The organism is Frankia sp. Hr75.2 (assembly GCF_949319125.1).
GTDB classification, from domain to species: Bacteria; Actinomycetota; Actinomycetes; order Frankiales; family Frankiaceae; genus Parafrankia; species Parafrankia soli.
Window position 1 is genome coordinate 1 of the sequence record NZ_CASGGV010000327.1, and the last position, 17413, is coordinate 17413.

13 protein-coding genes are annotated in these 17413 nt (G+C 73.0%); 5 read left to right on the forward strand and 8 right to left on the reverse strand.

Going from position 1 to position 17413, the window contains the following annotated elements:
- Together AC559T_RS30605 and AC559T_RS30610 are read left to right on the forward strand one after the other, a co-directional pair.
- On the forward strand, positions 1 to 1295 hold a 1295-nt coding region (locus AC559T_RS30605), incomplete at its 5' end, for an aspartate kinase (RefSeq protein WP_498870912.1).
- Between the two features lie 17 nt (positions 1296 to 1312).
- Positions 1313 to 2374, forward strand: a complete 1062-nt coding sequence (locus AC559T_RS30610; protein ID WP_112106420.1) for an aspartate-semialdehyde dehydrogenase — start codon at positions 1313 to 1315, stop codon at positions 2372 to 2374.
- 463 nt (positions 2375 to 2837) lie between these two features.
- Here AC559T_RS30610 and AC559T_RS30615 read toward each other — a convergent pair whose 3' ends face one another.
- From AC559T_RS30615 to AC559T_RS30640, 6 genes are all read right to left on the reverse strand, one after another.
- A complete protein-coding gene (locus AC559T_RS30615; RefSeq protein ID WP_009740954.1) occupies positions 2838 to 3041 on the reverse strand; it encodes a cold-shock protein in 204 nt (67 codons plus the stop codon).
- A gap of 311 nt (positions 3042 to 3352) precedes the next feature.
- On the reverse strand, positions 3353 to 4402 hold the full coding sequence (locus AC559T_RS30620) for an aldo/keto reductase (protein ID WP_020463984.1): 1050 nt from the start codon (positions 4400 to 4402) through the stop codon (positions 3353 to 3355).
- Positions 4403 to 4654: 252 nt separating this feature from the next.
- Positions 4655 to 6193 carry a CYTH and CHAD domain-containing protein gene (locus AC559T_RS30625; protein WP_071059708.1) on the reverse strand — a complete coding sequence of 513 codons (1539 nt, stop codon included), beginning with the start codon at positions 6191 to 6193 and terminating at the stop codon, positions 4655 to 4657.
- Positions 6194 to 6448: 255 nt separating this feature from the next.
- Positions 6449 to 7312 (reverse strand): CPBP family intramembrane glutamic endopeptidase, encoded by an 864-nt coding sequence (locus AC559T_RS30630; protein WP_498870913.1) that lies wholly within the window; start codon positions 7310 to 7312, stop codon positions 6449 to 6451.
- Positions 7313 to 7394: 82 nt separating this feature from the next.
- Complete coding sequence (locus AC559T_RS30635; protein ID WP_071059709.1) at positions 7395 to 8387, reverse strand: cytochrome d ubiquinol oxidase subunit II; 993 nt, start codon at positions 8385 to 8387, stop codon at positions 7395 to 7397.
- Positions 8384 to 9949 (reverse strand): cytochrome ubiquinol oxidase subunit I, encoded by a 1566-nt coding sequence (locus tag AC559T_RS30640; RefSeq protein ID WP_071059810.1) that lies wholly within the window; start codon positions 9947 to 9949, stop codon positions 8384 to 8386. The genes AC559T_RS30635 and AC559T_RS30640 overlap by 4 nt, the downstream gene beginning before the upstream one ends.
- Before the next feature lie 155 nt (positions 9950 to 10104).
- On the opposite strand from AC559T_RS30640, the gene AC559T_RS30645 reads away from it, so the two are divergent.
- The 3 genes from AC559T_RS30645 (at position 10105) to ppc (ending at position 15115) form a co-directional block, all read left to right on the forward strand.
- Complete coding sequence (locus AC559T_RS30645) at positions 10105 to 10752, forward strand: BlaI/MecI/CopY family transcriptional regulator (RefSeq protein ID WP_498870914.1); 648 nt, start codon at positions 10105 to 10107, stop codon at positions 10750 to 10752.
- A 13-nt stretch (positions 10753 to 10765) separates the two neighbouring features.
- Complete coding sequence (locus AC559T_RS30650; RefSeq protein ID WP_498870915.1) at positions 10766 to 11923, forward strand: M56 family metallopeptidase; 1158 nt, start codon at positions 10766 to 10768, stop codon at positions 11921 to 11923.
- 258 nt (positions 11924 to 12181) lie between these two features.
- Positions 12182 to 15115: a phosphoenolpyruvate carboxylase gene (gene ppc / locus AC559T_RS30655; protein ID WP_498870916.1), complete on the forward strand. Its 2934-nt coding sequence runs from the start codon at positions 12182 to 12184 to the stop codon at positions 15113 to 15115.
- 38 nt (positions 15116 to 15153) lie between these two features.
- On the opposite strand, the gene AC559T_RS30660 is transcribed toward ppc, so the two are convergent.
- A complete protein-coding gene (locus AC559T_RS30660) occupies positions 15154 to 16725 on the reverse strand; it encodes an MFS transporter (RefSeq protein ID WP_498870917.1) in 1572 nt (523 codons plus the stop codon).
- Between the two features lie 309 nt (positions 16726 to 17034).
- Complete coding sequence (locus AC559T_RS30665) at positions 17035 to 17412, reverse strand: transglycosylase family protein (protein WP_112106426.1); 378 nt, start codon at positions 17410 to 17412, stop codon at positions 17035 to 17037.
- Position 17413: the final 1 nt, after the last annotated feature.

Sequence of the window (17413 nt, forward strand, 5' to 3'; positions counted from 1 at the left end):
CCCCTGGTCTCGGTAATCTGGCAGCCATGGCGCTCCTGGTCGCGAAGTTCGGCGGGTCCTCGGTCGCGGACGCGGATCGCATCAAGCGGGTGGCCGACCGGATCGTCCAGACCCGCCGGGCCGGGAACGACGTGGTTGTCGTGGTGAGCGCGATGGGCGACACCACCGACGATCTGCTCGATCTGGCCGAGCAGGTGAGCCCGCTGCCGCCCGCGCGGGAGTTGGACATGCTGCTCACCGCCGGCGAGCGGATCTCCATGGCGCTGCTCGCGATGGCGATCACCAAGCTGGGCGCGGAGGCGCGTTCCTTCACCGGCTCGCAGGCCGGCGTGATCACCGACTCGGTGCACGGCCGGGCCCGGATCATCGACGTCACCCCGGGCCGCATCCGCACCGCGCTGGACGAGGGCGCGATCGCGATCGTCGCCGGCTTCCAGGGTGTCAGTCAGGACACGAAGGACATCACCACGCTGGGGCGCGGCGGTTCCGACACGACCGCCGTGGCGCTCGCCGCCGCGCTGGGCGCCGACGCCTGCGAGATCTACACCGACGTGGACGGCGTCTTCACCGCCGATCCGCGCATCGTCCCCGACGCACGCCGCATCGAGAAGATCTCCTACGAGGAGATGATGGAGATGGCGGCCTGCGGGGCGAAGGTGCTCATGCTGCGGTGCGTCGAGTACGCCCGCCGTTACTCCGTCCCCGTGCATGTCCGCTCCTCGTTCTCGTCGAAGCCGGGCACATGGGTCACCGAGACTCCGGAGGCACAGCTCGTGGAACAGGCCATCATCCGCGGCGTCGCGCACGACTCGAGCGAGGCGAAGGTGACAGTCAAGGGCTGCCCGGACAAGCCCGGGGTGGCGGCGGCGGTGTTCCGCGCGGTCGCTGACGCGGACGTCAACCTCGACATGATCGTCCAGGTCGGCTCGGTCGCCGGCTCCGGGCGGACGGACATCTCGTTCACCCTGCCGATGACGGACGGCCGGACGGCGCTCGGCGCGCTGGAGAAGGTCCGCGACCAGATCGGCTTCGAGCGGACCCTCTACGACGACCACATCGGCAAGCTGTCCCTGATCGGCGCCGGGATGAAGTCCCACCCCGGGGTGTCCGCCCGGTTCTTCGGCGCCCTCGCCGACTCCGGCGTCAACGTCGAGATCATCTCGACGTCCGAGATCAGGATCTCGGTGGTCGTGCGGGACACCGACCTCCCGGTGGCCGTACGCGCCGTGCACGCCGCCTTCGAGCTGGGCAACCCGGACGAGTCCGCCGTGGTGTACGCGGGAACCGGTCGATGAGCAAGCGGAGTCAGGGCATGGGTGGGACGTCCCGGCGGCCGACGCTGGCCGTGGTCGGCGCGACCGGCGCGGTGGGCACGGTGATGCTCGCGCTGCTGACCGAGCGCCCCGACGTCTGGGGTGAGATCAGACTGGTGGCCTCCGCCCGCTCGGCCGGGCGCACGCTGCGGGTCCGCGACGAGGACGTCACCGTGCGGGCCCTGTCGCCGGAGGTGTTCGACGGCGTCGACATCGCGGTCTTCGACGTGCCGGACGAGATCTCGGCCGAGTGGGCGCCGGTCGCCGCCGCCCGGGGCGCGATCGCGGTGGACAACTCCGGCGCCTTCCGGATGGATCCGGATGTTCCCCTGGTCGTGCCCGAGGTGAACGCCGCGGCGGTGGCGGACCGCCCGCGCGGCATCATCGCGAACCCGAACTGCACCACCCTGTCGATGATCGTCGCAGTCGGCGCGCTGCACCGGGCCTTCGGCCTCGAGTCGCTCTTCGCGACGTCCTACCAGGCCGCGAGCGGGGCCGGCCAGTTCGGCATCGACACCCTCTACGCGCAGCTCGCCCTGGTCGGGGGCACCAGCGAGCTGGGGCAGAACGCCGGCGACGTGCGCAAGGCCGTCGGTGAGGAGGGCCTCGGCCCGTTCCCCGCGCCGCTGGCGCTGAACGTGGTGCCCTGGGCCGGCTCGCTCAGGGACGGCGGCTGGTCGTCGGAGGAACTCAAGATCCGCAACGAGTCACGGAAGATCCTCGGCATGCCCGGGCTGCGCGTCTCGGCGACCTGTGTGCGCGTGCCCGTGGTCACGACGCACGCGGTGGCGGTGCACGCCCGGTTCGTGCGGCCGGTCACGGCCGAGCAGGCGCGGGACGTCCTGGCGTCAGCGCCGGGCGTGGCCGTGCTCGACGATCCCGCCGCGGGCGAGTTCCCGACGCCGGCGGATGTGGTGGGCACCGACCCGACCTGGGTCGGGCGGATCCGTCAGTCGCCCGACGATCCGCACGAGGTCGCGTTGTTCGTGTGCGGGGACAACCTGCGCAAGGGCGCCGCGCTCAACACGCTGCAGATCGCGGAGCTGCTCGCGGCCGACTGACGCCGAGGGAGATCGATTCGAGACCTGCGTGGACGCGGGTATCGACGCGGGGCGTGAACCTCTCGCAACACTGAGCATCGCGCGACTCTCGCCGCGGCGCGATATTTGCGCCCTCACGCATTCCACGCGGAAGCTTTTACGGATACGAGTAATCCAACAGACGCTTCCCGAAACATCGGCAAAGCTGTCCTCGGACATTGGAACGATCGGCGTCGGCCATTCGTTAAGACCCCGCACGGTTCAGCCGCTGCATGTGACCAGTTCAGAAGCGAACCGGTTCAGAAGCGAAGCATGTTCGTTCCGTGGTCTGTCCGGGTCCAGACGAGGGCGCAGATAAGACGCCCCCGAACAGATCGGAACAGATCCGCAAGACCCGTGGATCCCGCCGAAAAACGGTCAGCCCGCCCGTCGGAGACGTCCGACAGGCGGGCTGACCAAACCTGGTTCTACTGCTACTCGTGGCTCAGACGACGCGGACGGCGTCGGCCTGCGGGCCCTTCTGGCCCTGGGTCACCTGGAACTCGACCCGCTGGCCCTCCTCGAGTGCCTTGTAGCCGTCCATCTGGATTGCGCTGTAGTGGACGAAGACGTCAGACCCGCCGCCGTCCACGGAGATGAAGCCGAAGCCCTTCTCCGAGTTGAACCACTTCACCGTGCCCTGAGCCACGTGCCGTTCTCCCTGCTGGTGCAGTCAGGACCCGCACCGCGCGGGCCCCGGGCCGAACGTGACAGCGATACGATTCGCCGCCGCGTTGTTCCGCCGTGTCTCGGTTGAGGCACGAACTGGCGAACTCTGGCCACGCCTGACGCTACACGCACGCAGCCTCTGACGGGAGACCTCCGGCAGAAGAAGTCCACTTCACGGCTCGACATTACGAACATCGACTTCGTCACGCCCGTGCGCCACGGACCACTCCACCGAAGCCACCGCGCACCCCCAACACCCTCTCCAGATGACCGGAGGAACGCTGTGAGTCCTCACACGAGGGCGCTGCCAGGCAGCGCGGGGCCCTGCCGAGACGGCCCCGCACCCACATCGAGACGTTCGACCGCGACGCCGATCTCGTCCAGGTCGAGGTCGGTCAGGACCACCGCTCCGCCCGCGGGCAGCCAGGCGTCGATCTGGTCCGGGCGCCGGGCCCCGACGATCGCGGCGGTCACCCCGTCGAAGGCCAGCGTCCAGGCGACGGCCACCGCGGCCACCGTCGTGCCGTGCCGGGCCGCTATCGGACGCAGCACATCGACCAGGGCCAGGTTGCGCTCGAGGGCCGGTGGGTTGAACTCCGCCGCCGTCCGCCGCCAGTCGTCCTCGGCGAGCGCGCGGGTGCGCTGCACCGACCACCCGCCCGTCAGCAGCCCGGACTGCATCGGGCTGTAGACGATCACACCGATGTCACGCATGGCGCAGTACGGCAGCAGGTCGGCGGCTGCCAGCCGGTTGACCAGAGAGAACGGCGGCTGCAGGACGTCGACACCGCCCGCCGTCGCCGCCGCCTCCAACTGGGCGACCGAGAAGTTCGACGCCCCGACCGCGCGGATCTTGCCCGCGGCGCGGAGCTCGTGCAGGGCGCCGACGACCTCGGCGATCGGGGTCCCGTCCTGCGGCGGCCAGTGGAGCTGGTAGAGGTCGATGCGCTCCACCCCGAGCCGGCGCAGCGACGCGTCCACCTCGGCGCGGATCGAGGCGGGCGCCCCGACCCGCAGGGGGGGCCGCGTCGGGTCGCTCTCGTCCCAGACCAGGCCGCACTTGGTGAACACGTAGGGACGTTGCTCGGCGGGGATGCCGGCCAGCGCCCGGCCGACGAGCTCCTCGGAGTGCCCGAGGCCGTAGACCGCGGCGGTGTCGACCCAGTTCACCCCGGACCGCACCGCGGCCCGGATGGCCTCGACCGCCTCGTCGTCGTCCTGGCGCCCCCAGCCGAACGCCCAGTCCGCCCCGCCGATGGCCCAGGCTCCGAACCCGACCCGAGTGATCGACATGTCGGTCAGGCCCAGTCGGGTGGTGCGCAGGGTCGCTGGCGCGGTCATCGGCGTCTCCTCACGGTGCGGGGATCTGCTTGGCACGGGGCCCTGCTGGCGCCGGCTGTGCTGGCGCAGGGCTGTGCTGGCGCGGAGCCGGGGCTAACCGGGACCGACCAGTGCCGTACCGCCCCGATGCTGCCCGATCCGGGCCCCCGCCGCCCACTCGGACGGCACCATACCGCCACTCTGCGCAACATGTGCGACCAACATCACACGCGCCCGGCCGGCACGGACGGGGCCGGGCCGGCCCCGGACGGGTCAGCGGCGGACGAACCAGCGCCGGTGCCGGCGCGCCGACGCGTCCGGCCACAGGTCGAAGAAGTCCCGTTCGGCGGTGCGGGCGCGGCACTCCTCCAACCCGAGCAGTACGCCCAGGGTGTAAGCGGTCGGCTCGCCGGCTGTCTGCGCCTCGACCCCCCAGTCTCGCAGCAGGCCGCGGGCGATCGTCGCGTCCTGGTGGGTGCCGAGCAGCTCCTGCATCGACTCGGCGAGCCGGGCGAACGCGGCCGCGGGCGGGCCGTACACCGGACCGACCACCTCGGCCGCGTACCGCAGCCGCTTCGCCTGCTTGCGCGCGGAGTGCAGGAGCTCGTCGCGTTCGGCACCCACCGGCAGGGGGGCGGCGCGGCCGACCTTGCGGCTCAGCCGCCGGTCGGCGTCGTGCAGGAGACCGGGCAGCACCTTCTCCGCGGGCTTGCCCGAACGCCCGACGAACGGGCCGTTGACGAGCGCGAGCAGATCCTCCACGAGGGTCAGATAACGCTCGCTGCGCAGCATCTCCAGTGCCTGGGCCCGGGCAGCCGTCTGGTCGGCCGCGAGCCGGGCCGAGATCGCGCCCACGACGTCCCCGCGCAGCAGGTCGGCGGGCAGGTCCTCGAGCCGGCCCGTGAAGTAGTCGATCTGTACCTCGGCGTCGCGCGCGGCGGACAGCGCCCCGGCCAGGTCGCGCAGCTCGACGTCGAGGTGCGCGACCAGCTCCGCGGGGAAGAAGGGTGCGAAGGTCCGCAGGGTGCTGCGGGTCCGCCGGCAGGCCACCCGCATCCGGTGCACCGCGTCGGGCGCGTCCAGGCGCACCCGCGGGTCGGTGGCGAGCAGCGCCTCGACCTGCGCGATCAGGTAGGCGCGGACGACCTCGCCGGCCGGGGTCCGCCGGCGCAGCTTCGCCGCGGCGCGCGGCACGTCCGGGCCGGGCGCGCCGCTCAGCGCCGGGCCGAGCACCTGGGCCAGCTTCGACGCCGAGGCCGACAGCTCGGCGCCGGCGGCGGTCAGCACGGCCTCGACGGCGTCGAGCACGCCCGGGTCACCGGAGCCCAGCTCGACCTCGATCTCCCGCCACTTCTGCACGACCGTGGTCGCGCCGAGCGTCTGGGCCGTCACCTGGTCGTCGACGACCTCCGCCAGGTCGCAGCCCGCCTTGTCGCGCAGGCGGCGGGCGGTGCGCAGCGTCACCAGGCGGGCGACCGGGCGCAGCTCCGCCCCGCGCAGGTGCACGGTGGCGAGGTCGACAAGATCGGCGGGAACCGGATCGTGGGAGCCGAGTGGGCGGTGGATCTCGTCACGCACCCCTGGGGCCACGGGGAGCTTCAGGTGCCAGCCGGCGTCGTCCCCGCCCGTCCGGCGGCGCAGGGTGATGCGGTTGCGGGCCAGCCGCAGGTCGTCGGAGTCGTAGTAGACGGCCTCCAGGGTGACGGTGCGGCGGGTGCGGGCGGTCGCGACCCCGTCCACCTGCGTCAGCCGGGGAAGTACAAAGCTCTGGTCGACGGAGTACTTCCGCTCGATCTCCCGCGAAGAGCCCACGCCCGCTCCTTTCCGCGCCCTCAGTGCCCGCAAGCGCCCGCGACCCCGGCGGATCCGCACCGCCACCCGCGGCCGCTGGCCCTCGCGACCGGTCGGCGCTACCCGACCGCCCCGCCCGTGGCGTGGCATGGTGTTGGTCCGCCGTTCGGGCGTCGACCAAGCGGCCCGGGGTACCGGGGGCCGTTACGGTGCGTGCCCAGCTCGCACCCAAAAGGACGATCGTTGTTTGCCTTTTGTTAACCTTAGCGCGGAACGTTAGCGCGGAACGGGTATCCACGACACCCTTCCGGCCAGCGTCACATACCCCACGAACGCGACCGTGTCGATGAGTGTGTGTGCTACGACGAGCGGTAGCACCCGGCCGGTCCGCTGGAAGATCCGGCCGAACAGCAGCCCCATCGCGACATTGCCGGCGAATCCCCCCAGCCCCTGGTAGAGGTGGTAGGAGCCGCGCAGCAACGCGCTGGCGGCGAGCGCGCGGTTGTCGCCCCACCCGAGCTCACGCAGACGCACCAGCAGGTACCCGGCGACCACCACCTCCTCGGCCAGACCGTTCTGGGCCGCCGAGGCGACGAGGACCGGGATCCGCCACCAGACGTCCGGCAGGTTGGACGGCGCGACAGTCAGATTGGCGCCGCTGTGCCAGGCGACCAGGTAGAAGGCGAGACCGGTGCCCCCGACCGCCGCCGCCAGCGCCGCGCCACGGAGGGCGTCCGAGCGGGGACGGCGCCGGTCCAGGCCGATCACCGCGGGCCCGCCGCCGTGGCGGCCCAGCAGGTGGACGACGAGAAACACCGGTACCAGCGCGGTCGTGAGAGAGGCGGCCTGCAGCGCGAGATCGAGCCAGGGGCGCCCCGGCGCTGCGGACGAGTTGAGCCGCGCGACCTGCGAGCGGACCGGCTGCTGCGCGGTCAGCACCCCGAGGTAGCGGATGAGCGCGAACAGGCCGGAGGCACCGAAGGACACCCCGAGGACGAGCAGGACCTCGGTGCGCAGCGACCGCCGACCCAGCGGCTCGCCGCCGGCGGTGCCGGTGGTGGTGCCGGCGGTGCCGGCGGTGGGGCCCGCTGGCCCGTCGGAATCGCTGGCCCGGCCGCTGCCGATGCTGGCCCTCGTCACCCGTCGACGGTAGTCGCGGGCGGCGGGACGCCTGGTGCCGGCCGGCCGGCGCACACCTCCGCGCGCCGGCCGGCCGCGCCGGTCAGGACTTGACTTCGGGGTTCGCGAACAGGCGGAACAGCATCCACAGCGATGGGATGAGGACCACCAGCCCGCAGGCGACCGCGATCAGCATCGCCACGATGTTGGCCTCGGGCGCGGCGGCGGAGTCGACCGTCGCGCGGCCGACGACCAGATCCGGGTACTGGGCGGCCGCCCACCCCCAGAGCACGCCGGCCACCGCTGCCCCCGCCGTGATGCGGGCCGCGGTGAAGCGGTGCTGCCACAGCGCGACCAGCGACGCGATCCCACCGAGGGCCGAGATCACGACAAAGGGCACGGACCGCTCGGCGAACCGCTCCGCCACGACAGGTGCCTCCGACCACAGCAGCGGCAGCAGCGCCGCGGCGAGCAGCCCCGAGACGACGGCCCCGCCGAGCGCGCGGCGGCGGAACCCGGGCACCAGGTGCTCGGTCTCCGGGCTCGACGCCGCGTCCCGGCACAGGTACACCGCGGCCAGGAAGGCCGTCACGGCGAGGGTGAAGACGCCGCAGACGATCCCGAAGGCACTGGTCACCGGGGCGAGCGCGTCGCCCTCGGTGACATCACCGGTGGCCAGCGCGGCGCCGCACACCCCGAGCGCGACCGGGGTGATCGCGGACGAGATCGCGAACACGTGGCCCCACCAGTGGTCCGGCCCGGCCGCGCCGGCGCCGTAGGCGCGGTACACGTACGCGGCCCCGCGCAGGACGATCCCGGCCAGCGCGCAGATGAGCGGTATCTCCAGCGTCGACCCGACGATGCCGAACGCGGCCGGGAAGCCGCTGAACATCATGACGATCACGAAGATCAGCCAGACGTGGTTGGCCTCCCAGACCGGGCCGAGCGCGGCGGAGACGAGCCGGCGCTGGTCGGCCGCGTCCCGGCCGCGGGCGAGCAGGTCCCAGACCCCGCCGCCGAAGTCGGCGCCCCCGGTGAGGGCGTAGGCGGTCAGCCCGATCACCATCACGACGGCGAGCAGGTCGGCGGCGGTCATCGGGCGTCCCCTTCACTGCTGGACGGATCGGTTCGCGGCGTGGTGGGCGCGGACGTCCCGGGCCCGTCGCCACCGTCGCCGTCACCGCGGACCCTCGCGGGAGTGTCGGGAGAGGCGGGAGCGGGACGCGCGTCCGGGATGTCCGGAGTCGTGGAGGTCTCCCCCACGGTGGCGGCCAGCTCAGGGCCACCCGTCGCCATCCGGCGCAGGATGAGGATGAGCGCCGTCGCGAGGCCGAGGTAGAGCAGGATCGTGCCGGTGAAGATCGCCGGCATGCCCGAACTGCTGGTCACGGCCTCGTCCACCCGCATCCGGCCGTAGACGATCCAGGGCTGGCGGCCGCCCTCGGTGACCTCCCAGCCGGCGAGCATCGCCAGCATGGACGCCGGTCCCGAGGCCGCGGCCGCCCAGAGCCACGGTCTTCCGGTGGGCAGCAGCGGGCGCTCGCCGCGCCGCCGCCGGCGCAGGACGACGACCCCGGTGACCAGCGACAACGCGATCAGGGCCATCCCGAGGCCGACCATCACGTTGAAGGCCGAGTGCACCAGCACGGCGTTCGGCCGCTCCTCGGGCGGGACGGCGGTCAGGCCGGTGATCTCGTGATCGGCGCTGAGCCCCTGCATGAGCGACAGCAGGTCGGGGACCTCGATGCCGTGCCGGACCTCGCCGGTCTGCTCGTCGTAGATCCCGCCGATGGTCAGCGGGGCGTGCGTGCGGGTGTGCCCGAGCCCCTCCATCGCGGCGAGCTTGATCGGCTGCTCGTTGCCGACCACCCGGGCGGCCCAGTCACCGACGATCAGCTGCAGGGGGGCACAGACGAGCAGGACGGCCAGACCGACGCGCAGTCCCCGCTGGTGATACGCGTCGCGCCGGCCGCGCAGCATGCCGACGGCGTACACGCCGGCGACGATGCCGCCGGTGCACATCAGCGCGGCCAGCAGCATGTGGATGAGCTGATGCGGCGCGGTGGCGGCCAGGAACGGGGCGAACGGCTCTGCCGACACGACCTTGCCGTCGACCTCTGTGACGTGGCCGGGGGTGTTCATCCAGGCGTTCGCCGTGATGATGAAGAGAGTCGAGAACGTGCCGGCGATGGCGATCGGCCACAGCGTGAGCCAGTGCGCCCGGGCCGACAGGCGCTTCCAGCCGTACAGGTACATGCCGATGAAGATCGCCTCGGCGAAGAACGCGAAGCCCTCCAGCGTGAACGACAGTCCCAGCACCCCGCCGTACCGGGCCATGAAGGCCGGCCACAGCAGGCCGAACTCGAAGGACAGCGCCGTCCCGGAGACGGCGCCGACGGCGAACATGACCGCGAAGGCCCTGGACCACTTGCGGGTCAGCGCGAGCCAGACGGGGTCGCGGGTGCGGACCCAGCGCCCCTCGACGAACAGCAGGAGCCATGGCATGCCGACGCCGAACACCGCGAAGCAGATGTGGAACGCCAGCGAGAACGCGGTCTGTGCCCGGGCCAGGTTGGTGGACACGGAGCTCGCCTGGGGCGGGTCCGCGGCCTGGGCGAGAGCCGCGACGTGGGAGAGAACTTCGGCGGCATGGACCATCTGGACCTCCTCCACCGTGGGCGGCAGCACGCCCGTCGCATTCTTCTACATTACGTAGAAGATTCTACGTTCGGTAGAAGATTTTTTCGTTGTGAGATCGACCGGGCTCGACGAAGTTCCGGGCAAGAACTTCTACGCGGCGTAGGATCGGTCCCATGGCACGCCTGGGTGACCTGGAACGGTCTGTCATGGACGTCCTGTGGTCGGCCGACGACTGGCTGACAGCACGCGACGTGGCGGCCCGCCTGCACCACGAGCGCGACCTCGCCTACACCACCGTGCTGACGGTGCTGGAGCGGCTGGAGCGCAAGGGCTTCGTCCGGCGCCAGCGGGCCGCCCGTGCCCACCGCTACGCGGCGACCGACAGCCGCGAGACCGTCGTCGCCGAGGCGATGCTGGAGGCCCTGGGCACCGCCGACGACCGGGGTTCCGCGCTCGTCCGCTTCGTCGGCTCGGTCTCCGCGGAGGAGGCCGAGATCCTGCGCCGCGCGCTCGAGCCGGCCGGCGACGCGGCGACCGACGGGACCGCCACCGCGTCCGGGCCGGGCGGCGCCGTGAGTGACAGCGGCGCAGGCAGCGGCTCCGAGGGCATCAGCGCCGAGGGCGTCGGCACCGAGGGCACGGGCGGTGGGCCGGGCGCTCCCGGCGAGGCGGGCGGTCCGGCCACGACCACCGTCGGGGGGCTGGCGGACGTCGCCGACGTCACGGACAGCACCGCGGCGGCCACCGTGGCCAGCATGTCCGAAGAATCGTCAGTCACGGCCGAGCCGCGACCGGTGCACCTCCCGGTGGACGAGCGGTAGCGTCTGCCGGGACATGACGACCGCGGCCCTTCTCGCCCTGTTCGCGGGCGCGCTGGCCTGGCCGGTTCCGCGCCTGCTGGCCGCCGCGCGGTGGCCGCACCGCTGCCCGCGGGCGGCGATCGTGCTGTGGCAGGCGATAGGCCTCGCGGGTGGGGTGTCGGCCCTGCTGGCCGCCGCGGCCTTCACTGTGGCCCCGCTGTCGCAGGGCATCCCGTCGGCACTCGCCGACCACGCCTCCAACCTTCTCGCCGGTGAGCCGCTGGTCGGGCTCGGGCGGACGAACCTCGTCGGGCTGGCCATCGCGGCGGCGCTGGCGGCACGCCTGTTCGGCGTGCTGGCCATGTCGACGGCGGCGACTCTGCGCGAGCGCCACCGGCACCGGCACCTCGTCGACCTCGCCGGCCACCGGCACCGGCACCGCGGGCACGACCCCGGTGACCCCGGCAGCTCCGGTGAGCACGGGGAGCACGGCACCGGGTGCCGCCTGTGCGAGCACCGGGACAGGGCCGGCACCCGGCTGCGGATCCTGGACCATCCCGTCGCCGTCGCCTACTGCGTCCCCGGAGTGCGCCATGCACGGGTCGTCGTCTCCGCCGGCCTGCTGCGGACGCTGACCCCCGAGGAACTGGACGCCGTCCTCGCGCACGAAGAAGCACACGTCAGCGGCCGGCACGACCTGGTCATCCAACCGTTCGTCGCCTGGGAGCGCACCTTCCCCTTCCTGCGCCCGGCCCGTGAGGCGACGGCCGCCGTCTCGCTGCTGGTCGAGATGCTCGCGGACGACGCCGCCGCCCGGCGCACCTGCGGGCGGACCCTGGCCCGGGCACTCGCCCGCCTCGGCGTCACCCGCGCACCGGTGCCCGCCGGGACGCTGAGCGCGACGGGCCCGGTCGGACCGGCGGACTCCGGACCGGCCGGCTCCGGACCGGTGAGCCCGCCGGAGTCACCCGCCGTGCTCGGAGTCGCCGGCGTGGGTCGGCTGGCGGCCGTCGCCGCCGCGGTGGCCACGGACCGCACCGACCCGGCGCGCAACGCGGGCGTGCGGACGCCGGTCGTCGCCCGGATCGCCCGGCTGCTCGACCCGCCGGCCGTCCCGATCTGGCTGCCCGGGACCGCCTACCTCACCGCCGCCGTGGTGTTCCTCACCCCGGTGATCCTGCTCCTCACCTGAACCTGAGCTTTCCGTTCACCTGAGCTTTCCGGCAACCCGGGTACCACAGAAGCGCACACAGTCGGCAGACTGGACATGTGCGTCGGCAGGGCAACAGCCCGCTCGCCGGCGCGGCGACACCGCCGTCGCCGGATCCGGACAGCGAGCCCGCACCCGCACCTGCAGAGCCCGCACCCGCACCTGCCCCGCAGACACGTCCTCACCTGATCGCTGTCACGGAGAGCTCTTCCGCGACATCAACCCATCGGAGACGGCGGCGTGACCACCACACCTGGCATCCCCGGGACGGCGAGCACCGAGAGCCCGGAGAGCAGCAACAACCCGGCGAGCACCGGCAACCCGGCGGACGGGCGTCCGGACCAGCAGGCCCAGGACCCGGGCGGCTTCTCCGGCGGCGTGTCCTCCGACGCGCGCCACGCGGCCGTCCGCGCCGGCGTGCGCCGCCTCGGCGCGCTGCTCGGCGAGGCCCTCACCCGCCACGAGGGCCCGGAACTGCTCGCGCTGGTCGAACGGGTCCGCATGCTCGCCCGCGGCGAGGACGGCGGCACCGAGCTCGCCGCCGTCCTCGACGGCGTCGACGCGCGGCAGGCGATCCTGCTCGCCCGCGCGTTCACCGCCTACTTCCAGCTCGCGAACATCACCGAGCAGCTGCACCGGGCGCGGGAGATCTCCGACCGCCCGCGCAGCCGGCTGCGCGACCTCGCCGACCGCATCGCCGAAGCGGTGGACGAGGGGGCCGTCGACCCGGGCCTTCCGGCCGAGGTCATGCGGCGCCTGCAGCTGCGCCCGGTCTTCACCGCGCACCCCACCGAGGCCAGCCGCCGTTCCGTCCTGGAGACGCTGCGCGGCATCGCCGACCTGCTCGACGCCACCGACGACCCGCGCCGCCCCGGCGCCGACGACGAGCGGCTGGCCCGTCGTCTCGCCGAGCTGGTGGACGTCCTCTGGCAGACCGACGAGCTGCGGGTGGAGCGGCCGAAGCCGGCGGACGAGGCACGCTCGGCCGCGTACTACCTCACCTCGATCGCCACCGAGGTCCTGCCCGACCTGCTGGAGGAGCTCGACACCGCGTTCGCCCGGATCGGGGTCGAGCTGCCGGTGGCCGCCCGTCCGCTGGCCTTCGGCTCCTGGGCCGGCGGCGACCGGGACGGGAATCCGAACGTCACGCCGGAGGTCACACTGGAGGTCCTCAACCTCCAGTACGAGTTCGGCATCCGGGCGCTCACCGCCCTCGTCGACCGGCTGGTCCGTGAACTGACGGCGTCCACCCGGGTGGTCGGGGAGGTCAGCGGCGACCTGCTCGCCGCGCTGGCCGCGGACCGCGCCGCGCTGCCCGAGGTGTACGACCGCTTCATCCGGCTCAACGCCGAGGAGCCGTACCGGCTCAAGTGCAGCTACATCCTGGCGCGGCTGGCCGGCACCCGCGCCCGGCTGGCCGCCGGCGCACCGCACGTCCCGGGCAAGGACTACCTGCGGCCCACCGACCTGGTGGACGAGCTGGAGCTCATGCGGGTCTCTCTCGCCGCGAGCCACGGCGAGCTCGTCGCGAACGGGCCGCTACGGCGCGCGATCCGGACGGCGAGCGCCGTCGGCCTCTCCCTGGCCACCCTCGACATCCGCGAGCACGCCGACGCCCACCACGCCGCCCTCGGCGCGATCTACGACCAGCTTGCCGAGCTGGACGTCCCCTACCGCGACCTGGACCGGCCGGCCCGGCTCGCACTGCTGTCGGCCGAGCTGGCGGGGCGCCGGCCGCTGCTCGGTGCCGTCCCGCCGCGGCTGCCCGAGCGGGTGGCGCGCACCCTCGAACTGCTCACCACGGTGCGCCACGCGCTGGACCAGTACGGCGACGGCGTCATCGAGAGCTACATCGTCTCGATGACCCGCGACGCCGACGACATCCTGGCCGTCGCCGTGCTCGCCCGCGAGGCCGGCCTGGTCGGCCTCGGCCGGCCACCGGGGACGTCCAGCGGCACGGAACGTCACGGGCCCGCGGTGCCGGCGGTCGCGTGGGCGCGGATCGGGTTCGTGCCGCTGTTCGAGACCGTCGCCGAGCTGCGCGCCGCGGGGACGCTGCTCGACCGGCTGCTCGCCGACCCGTCCTACCGGGCGCTGGTCGCGGCACGCGGTGACGTCCAGGAGGTCATGCTCGGCTACTCGGACTCGTCCAAGGACGCCGGCATCACCGCGTCCCAGTGGGAGATCCACAAGGCGCAGCGTGAGCTGCGGGACACCGCCCGCGCCCACGGGGTCGTGCTGCGGCTCTTCCACGGCCGCGGCGGATCGGTCGGCCGCGGCGGCGGCCCCTCCGGCGAGGCGATCCTCGCCCAGCCGTTCGGCACCCTGGACGGGCCGATCAAGGTCACCGAACAGGGCGAGGTGATCTCGGACAAGTACACCCTGCCGCAGCTGGCCCGGCAGAACCTGGAGATCACCCTGTCGGCGGTGGTGGAGGCGTCCGTCCTGCACCGCACCTCCCGGTTCACCGAACAGGCGCTCGCCGGCTGGAACGGGACCATGACGGCGGTCACGGACGCGGCGAAGGACGCCTACCGCTCCCTCGTCGCCGACCCGGCCCTGGTTCCGTTCTTCCTGGCGGCGACGCCGGTGGAGGAGCTCGGCAACCTCAACATCGGCTCCCGCCCCTCGCGGCGGCCCGGCGGCTCCGGAGGGCTGGCGGACCTGCGGGCCATCCCCTGGGTGTTCGGCTGGACGCAGACCCGGATCATCCTGCCCGGCTGGTTCGGGGTCGGCTCCGGGCTGGCGGCGGCGCGCGAGGCCGGCGCGGGCGGGGAGCTGGCCGAGATGTACCGCTCGTGGCATTTCTTCCGGACGTTCCTCGGCAACGTCCAGATGACCCTGGCGAAGTCGGACCTCGCGATCGCCCAGCGCTACGTCTCGGCGCTGGTCGACCCGGCCACGGCCGCGCTGTTCGACGTCATCCGGGACGAGCACGCGCGGACGGTGCGGGAGGTGCTGGCCGTCACCGGGCAGGCCGGCCTGCTCGAGACCGCGCCGGTGCTGCGCCACACGCTGCTGGTCCGGGACGCCTACCTGGCCCCGCTGCACGCGTTGCAGGTCTCCCTGCTGGCCCGCACCAGGGCGGCCGGTGACACCGCCGACCCTCAGCTTCGCCGCGGCCTGCTGCTGACCATCAACGGAATAGCCGCCGGCCTCCGCAACACGGGCTGATCGTCAGAGCGCGGGCGCAGGGCCGGGCGGGTGGTGGGTCAGGGGCTGGGCTCCGGTTCGGCGGTCACCGGGTGGGCGGCCTGCTGGTTTCCAGCCTGTGGGGTCGCGGCCGGTGGGGTGGCAACCTGCTGGGTCCCTTCCTGCGGGGTGGCGGCCTGCCCGGGAGCGGGGGTGGTCAGGAGGCGGGACCGGGTCTGGTCCGCGGTGCGCCGGGCCCAGGTGCCCGTCGTCGCGAACCCCAGGGCGAGGACGGCGGCGCAGGCCGCGACCACCGCCCACCAGGCGGCCGTGCTGGTGGGGTCGATCCCGACTCCCGGGCCGTCGCCGACGGCCCCGACGGCCCCGACCGTCGCGGTCGCTGCCGCGACGGAGCCGATCACGGCCACGCCCAGCGACTGGCCGACCTGGCGGCTCGTCGAGGCGACCGCCGCCGCGACCCCGGCCTGCGCGAGCGGCATCCCGGAGACCGCAGTGTTGGTGATCGGCGCGTTCACCAGGCCGAAGCCCGTCCCGAAGAGGACGTAGGCGACCATCAGGGTGGTGACGGAGGTCTGTGGGGACAGGCCCGTCATCGCCGCGCTGCCGGCGGTCAGGGTGACACCCGCGGCGAGCAGCGACGGACGCGGGCCGAAGCGGCCCACCGCCCGGCCGGACAGGGGCGCGACCACCAGGGTGGCCAGCGCCATCGGCAGGGTCAGCAGGCCGGCGTGCAGCGCCGAGTAGCCACGGACGTCCTGCAGATAGATCGTGTTGAGAAAGAGGAAGCCGGCGAGGGCGCCGAACGCGCACACCGCGATCGCCGTCGCGCCGGAGAAGGGCGCGCTGCGGAAGAAGCGGACGTCCAGCAACGGCTCGGTGCGCCGCGACTCGTAGCCGACCAGCAGCGCCGCCGCGGCGACCGCCACCGCGAACAGGACGAGCGTTTCGGTGGACGTCCAGCCGGCCGCGGGCGCCTCGATGATCGAGTAGGTGAGGGTCGAGAGAACGGCGATCACAAGGAGCTGTCCGACGGGGTCCAGGCGGCGTGGGCTCGGCGCGCGGGACTCGGGGACGAAGCGGTGCGTGAGCACCAGCGCGGCGAGCCCGATCGGGATGTTGATCCAGAAGATCGCCCGCCAGCTCACCGTCTCGACGAGGATGCCGCCGAGCACCGGGCCGAGTGCCATGCTGATCCCGATCACCGCGCCCCAGAGACCGATGGCGCGGGCCCGTTCCCGCGGGTCGGTGAACGTGTTGGTGATGATGGACATCGCAACCGGGTTCAGCATCGAGCCGCCGACGGCCTGCACCATTCGGAAGGCCACCAGCCAGCCGAGCCCGGGCGCGAGGCTGCACAGCAGCGAGCCTGCGGTGAACAGGGCCAGTCCGGTCTGGAAGATCCGGCGGCGGCCGAGCCGGTCGCCGGTGGAACCACCGAGCATGAGCAGGCTGGCCAGGACGAGGGTGTAGCTGTCGATCGTCCATTGCAGGCCCGCGGGCGACGCACCCAGATCCCGGCGCAGTGCGGGCAGGGCCACGTTCACGATGGTGCCGTCCAGCCCCACGATCAGCAGACTCATGCAGCAGATCGCGAGAACGGCGAACCTGCGGCGGCTGGTCGGCTCGGCCATCGACAACCCACCTCTCCGGCCGCCGCCAACTCGGCCGCAGGTGCGCGGGCGGACGACTGTTCAGCGTACGGCAGGTCTCTTTTCCTCGCGCTCGCGCTCGTGCTTCCTCGCGCTCGTGCGACGCGGCCGGTGGTACCGAAACGCCGGTGGCCCGGGTGTCGACACTGACACCCGGGCCACCGATCGCGTTCCACGGACCATCTGTCACGCTCAGCCAGGGCTCAGCCAGGCTGGTCCGTCACCTGTCTGCTCCATTCGACGGCCGCGTCAGATTCATTCGACGGGCCGCGTCAGAGCCTGGGGGCTGGGTCAGAGCTTGGGGCCCCAGCAGCTCTTCGAGGCGTACCACGGGCTGGTTCCCTGCTGCGCGTACAGGATGTGCGCGCGCTTCCACTGCTCGGCGGCGCTTGCGTTCTGCGGGAGACCCTGACCACCGACGCCGCGCCAGGTGCTCGGCAGGAACTGGAACAGGCCGCCCGCGCCGATCTCGTTGACCACGCGGGGGTTACCGCCGGACTCGCAGGGCACAACCGCGCTCAGGAAGCGGTGTGCGTCCGGCCGACCCGCGGCGCTGGCGGGCTGTGACATCGCGATTCCGCCGCCGATCGTGGCGGCGAGGAGCGGTGCGACAAGCAGCGCACGGCCACGGCGGATGGAACGACTGGTCTTACGAGCACGCGAAGCCATA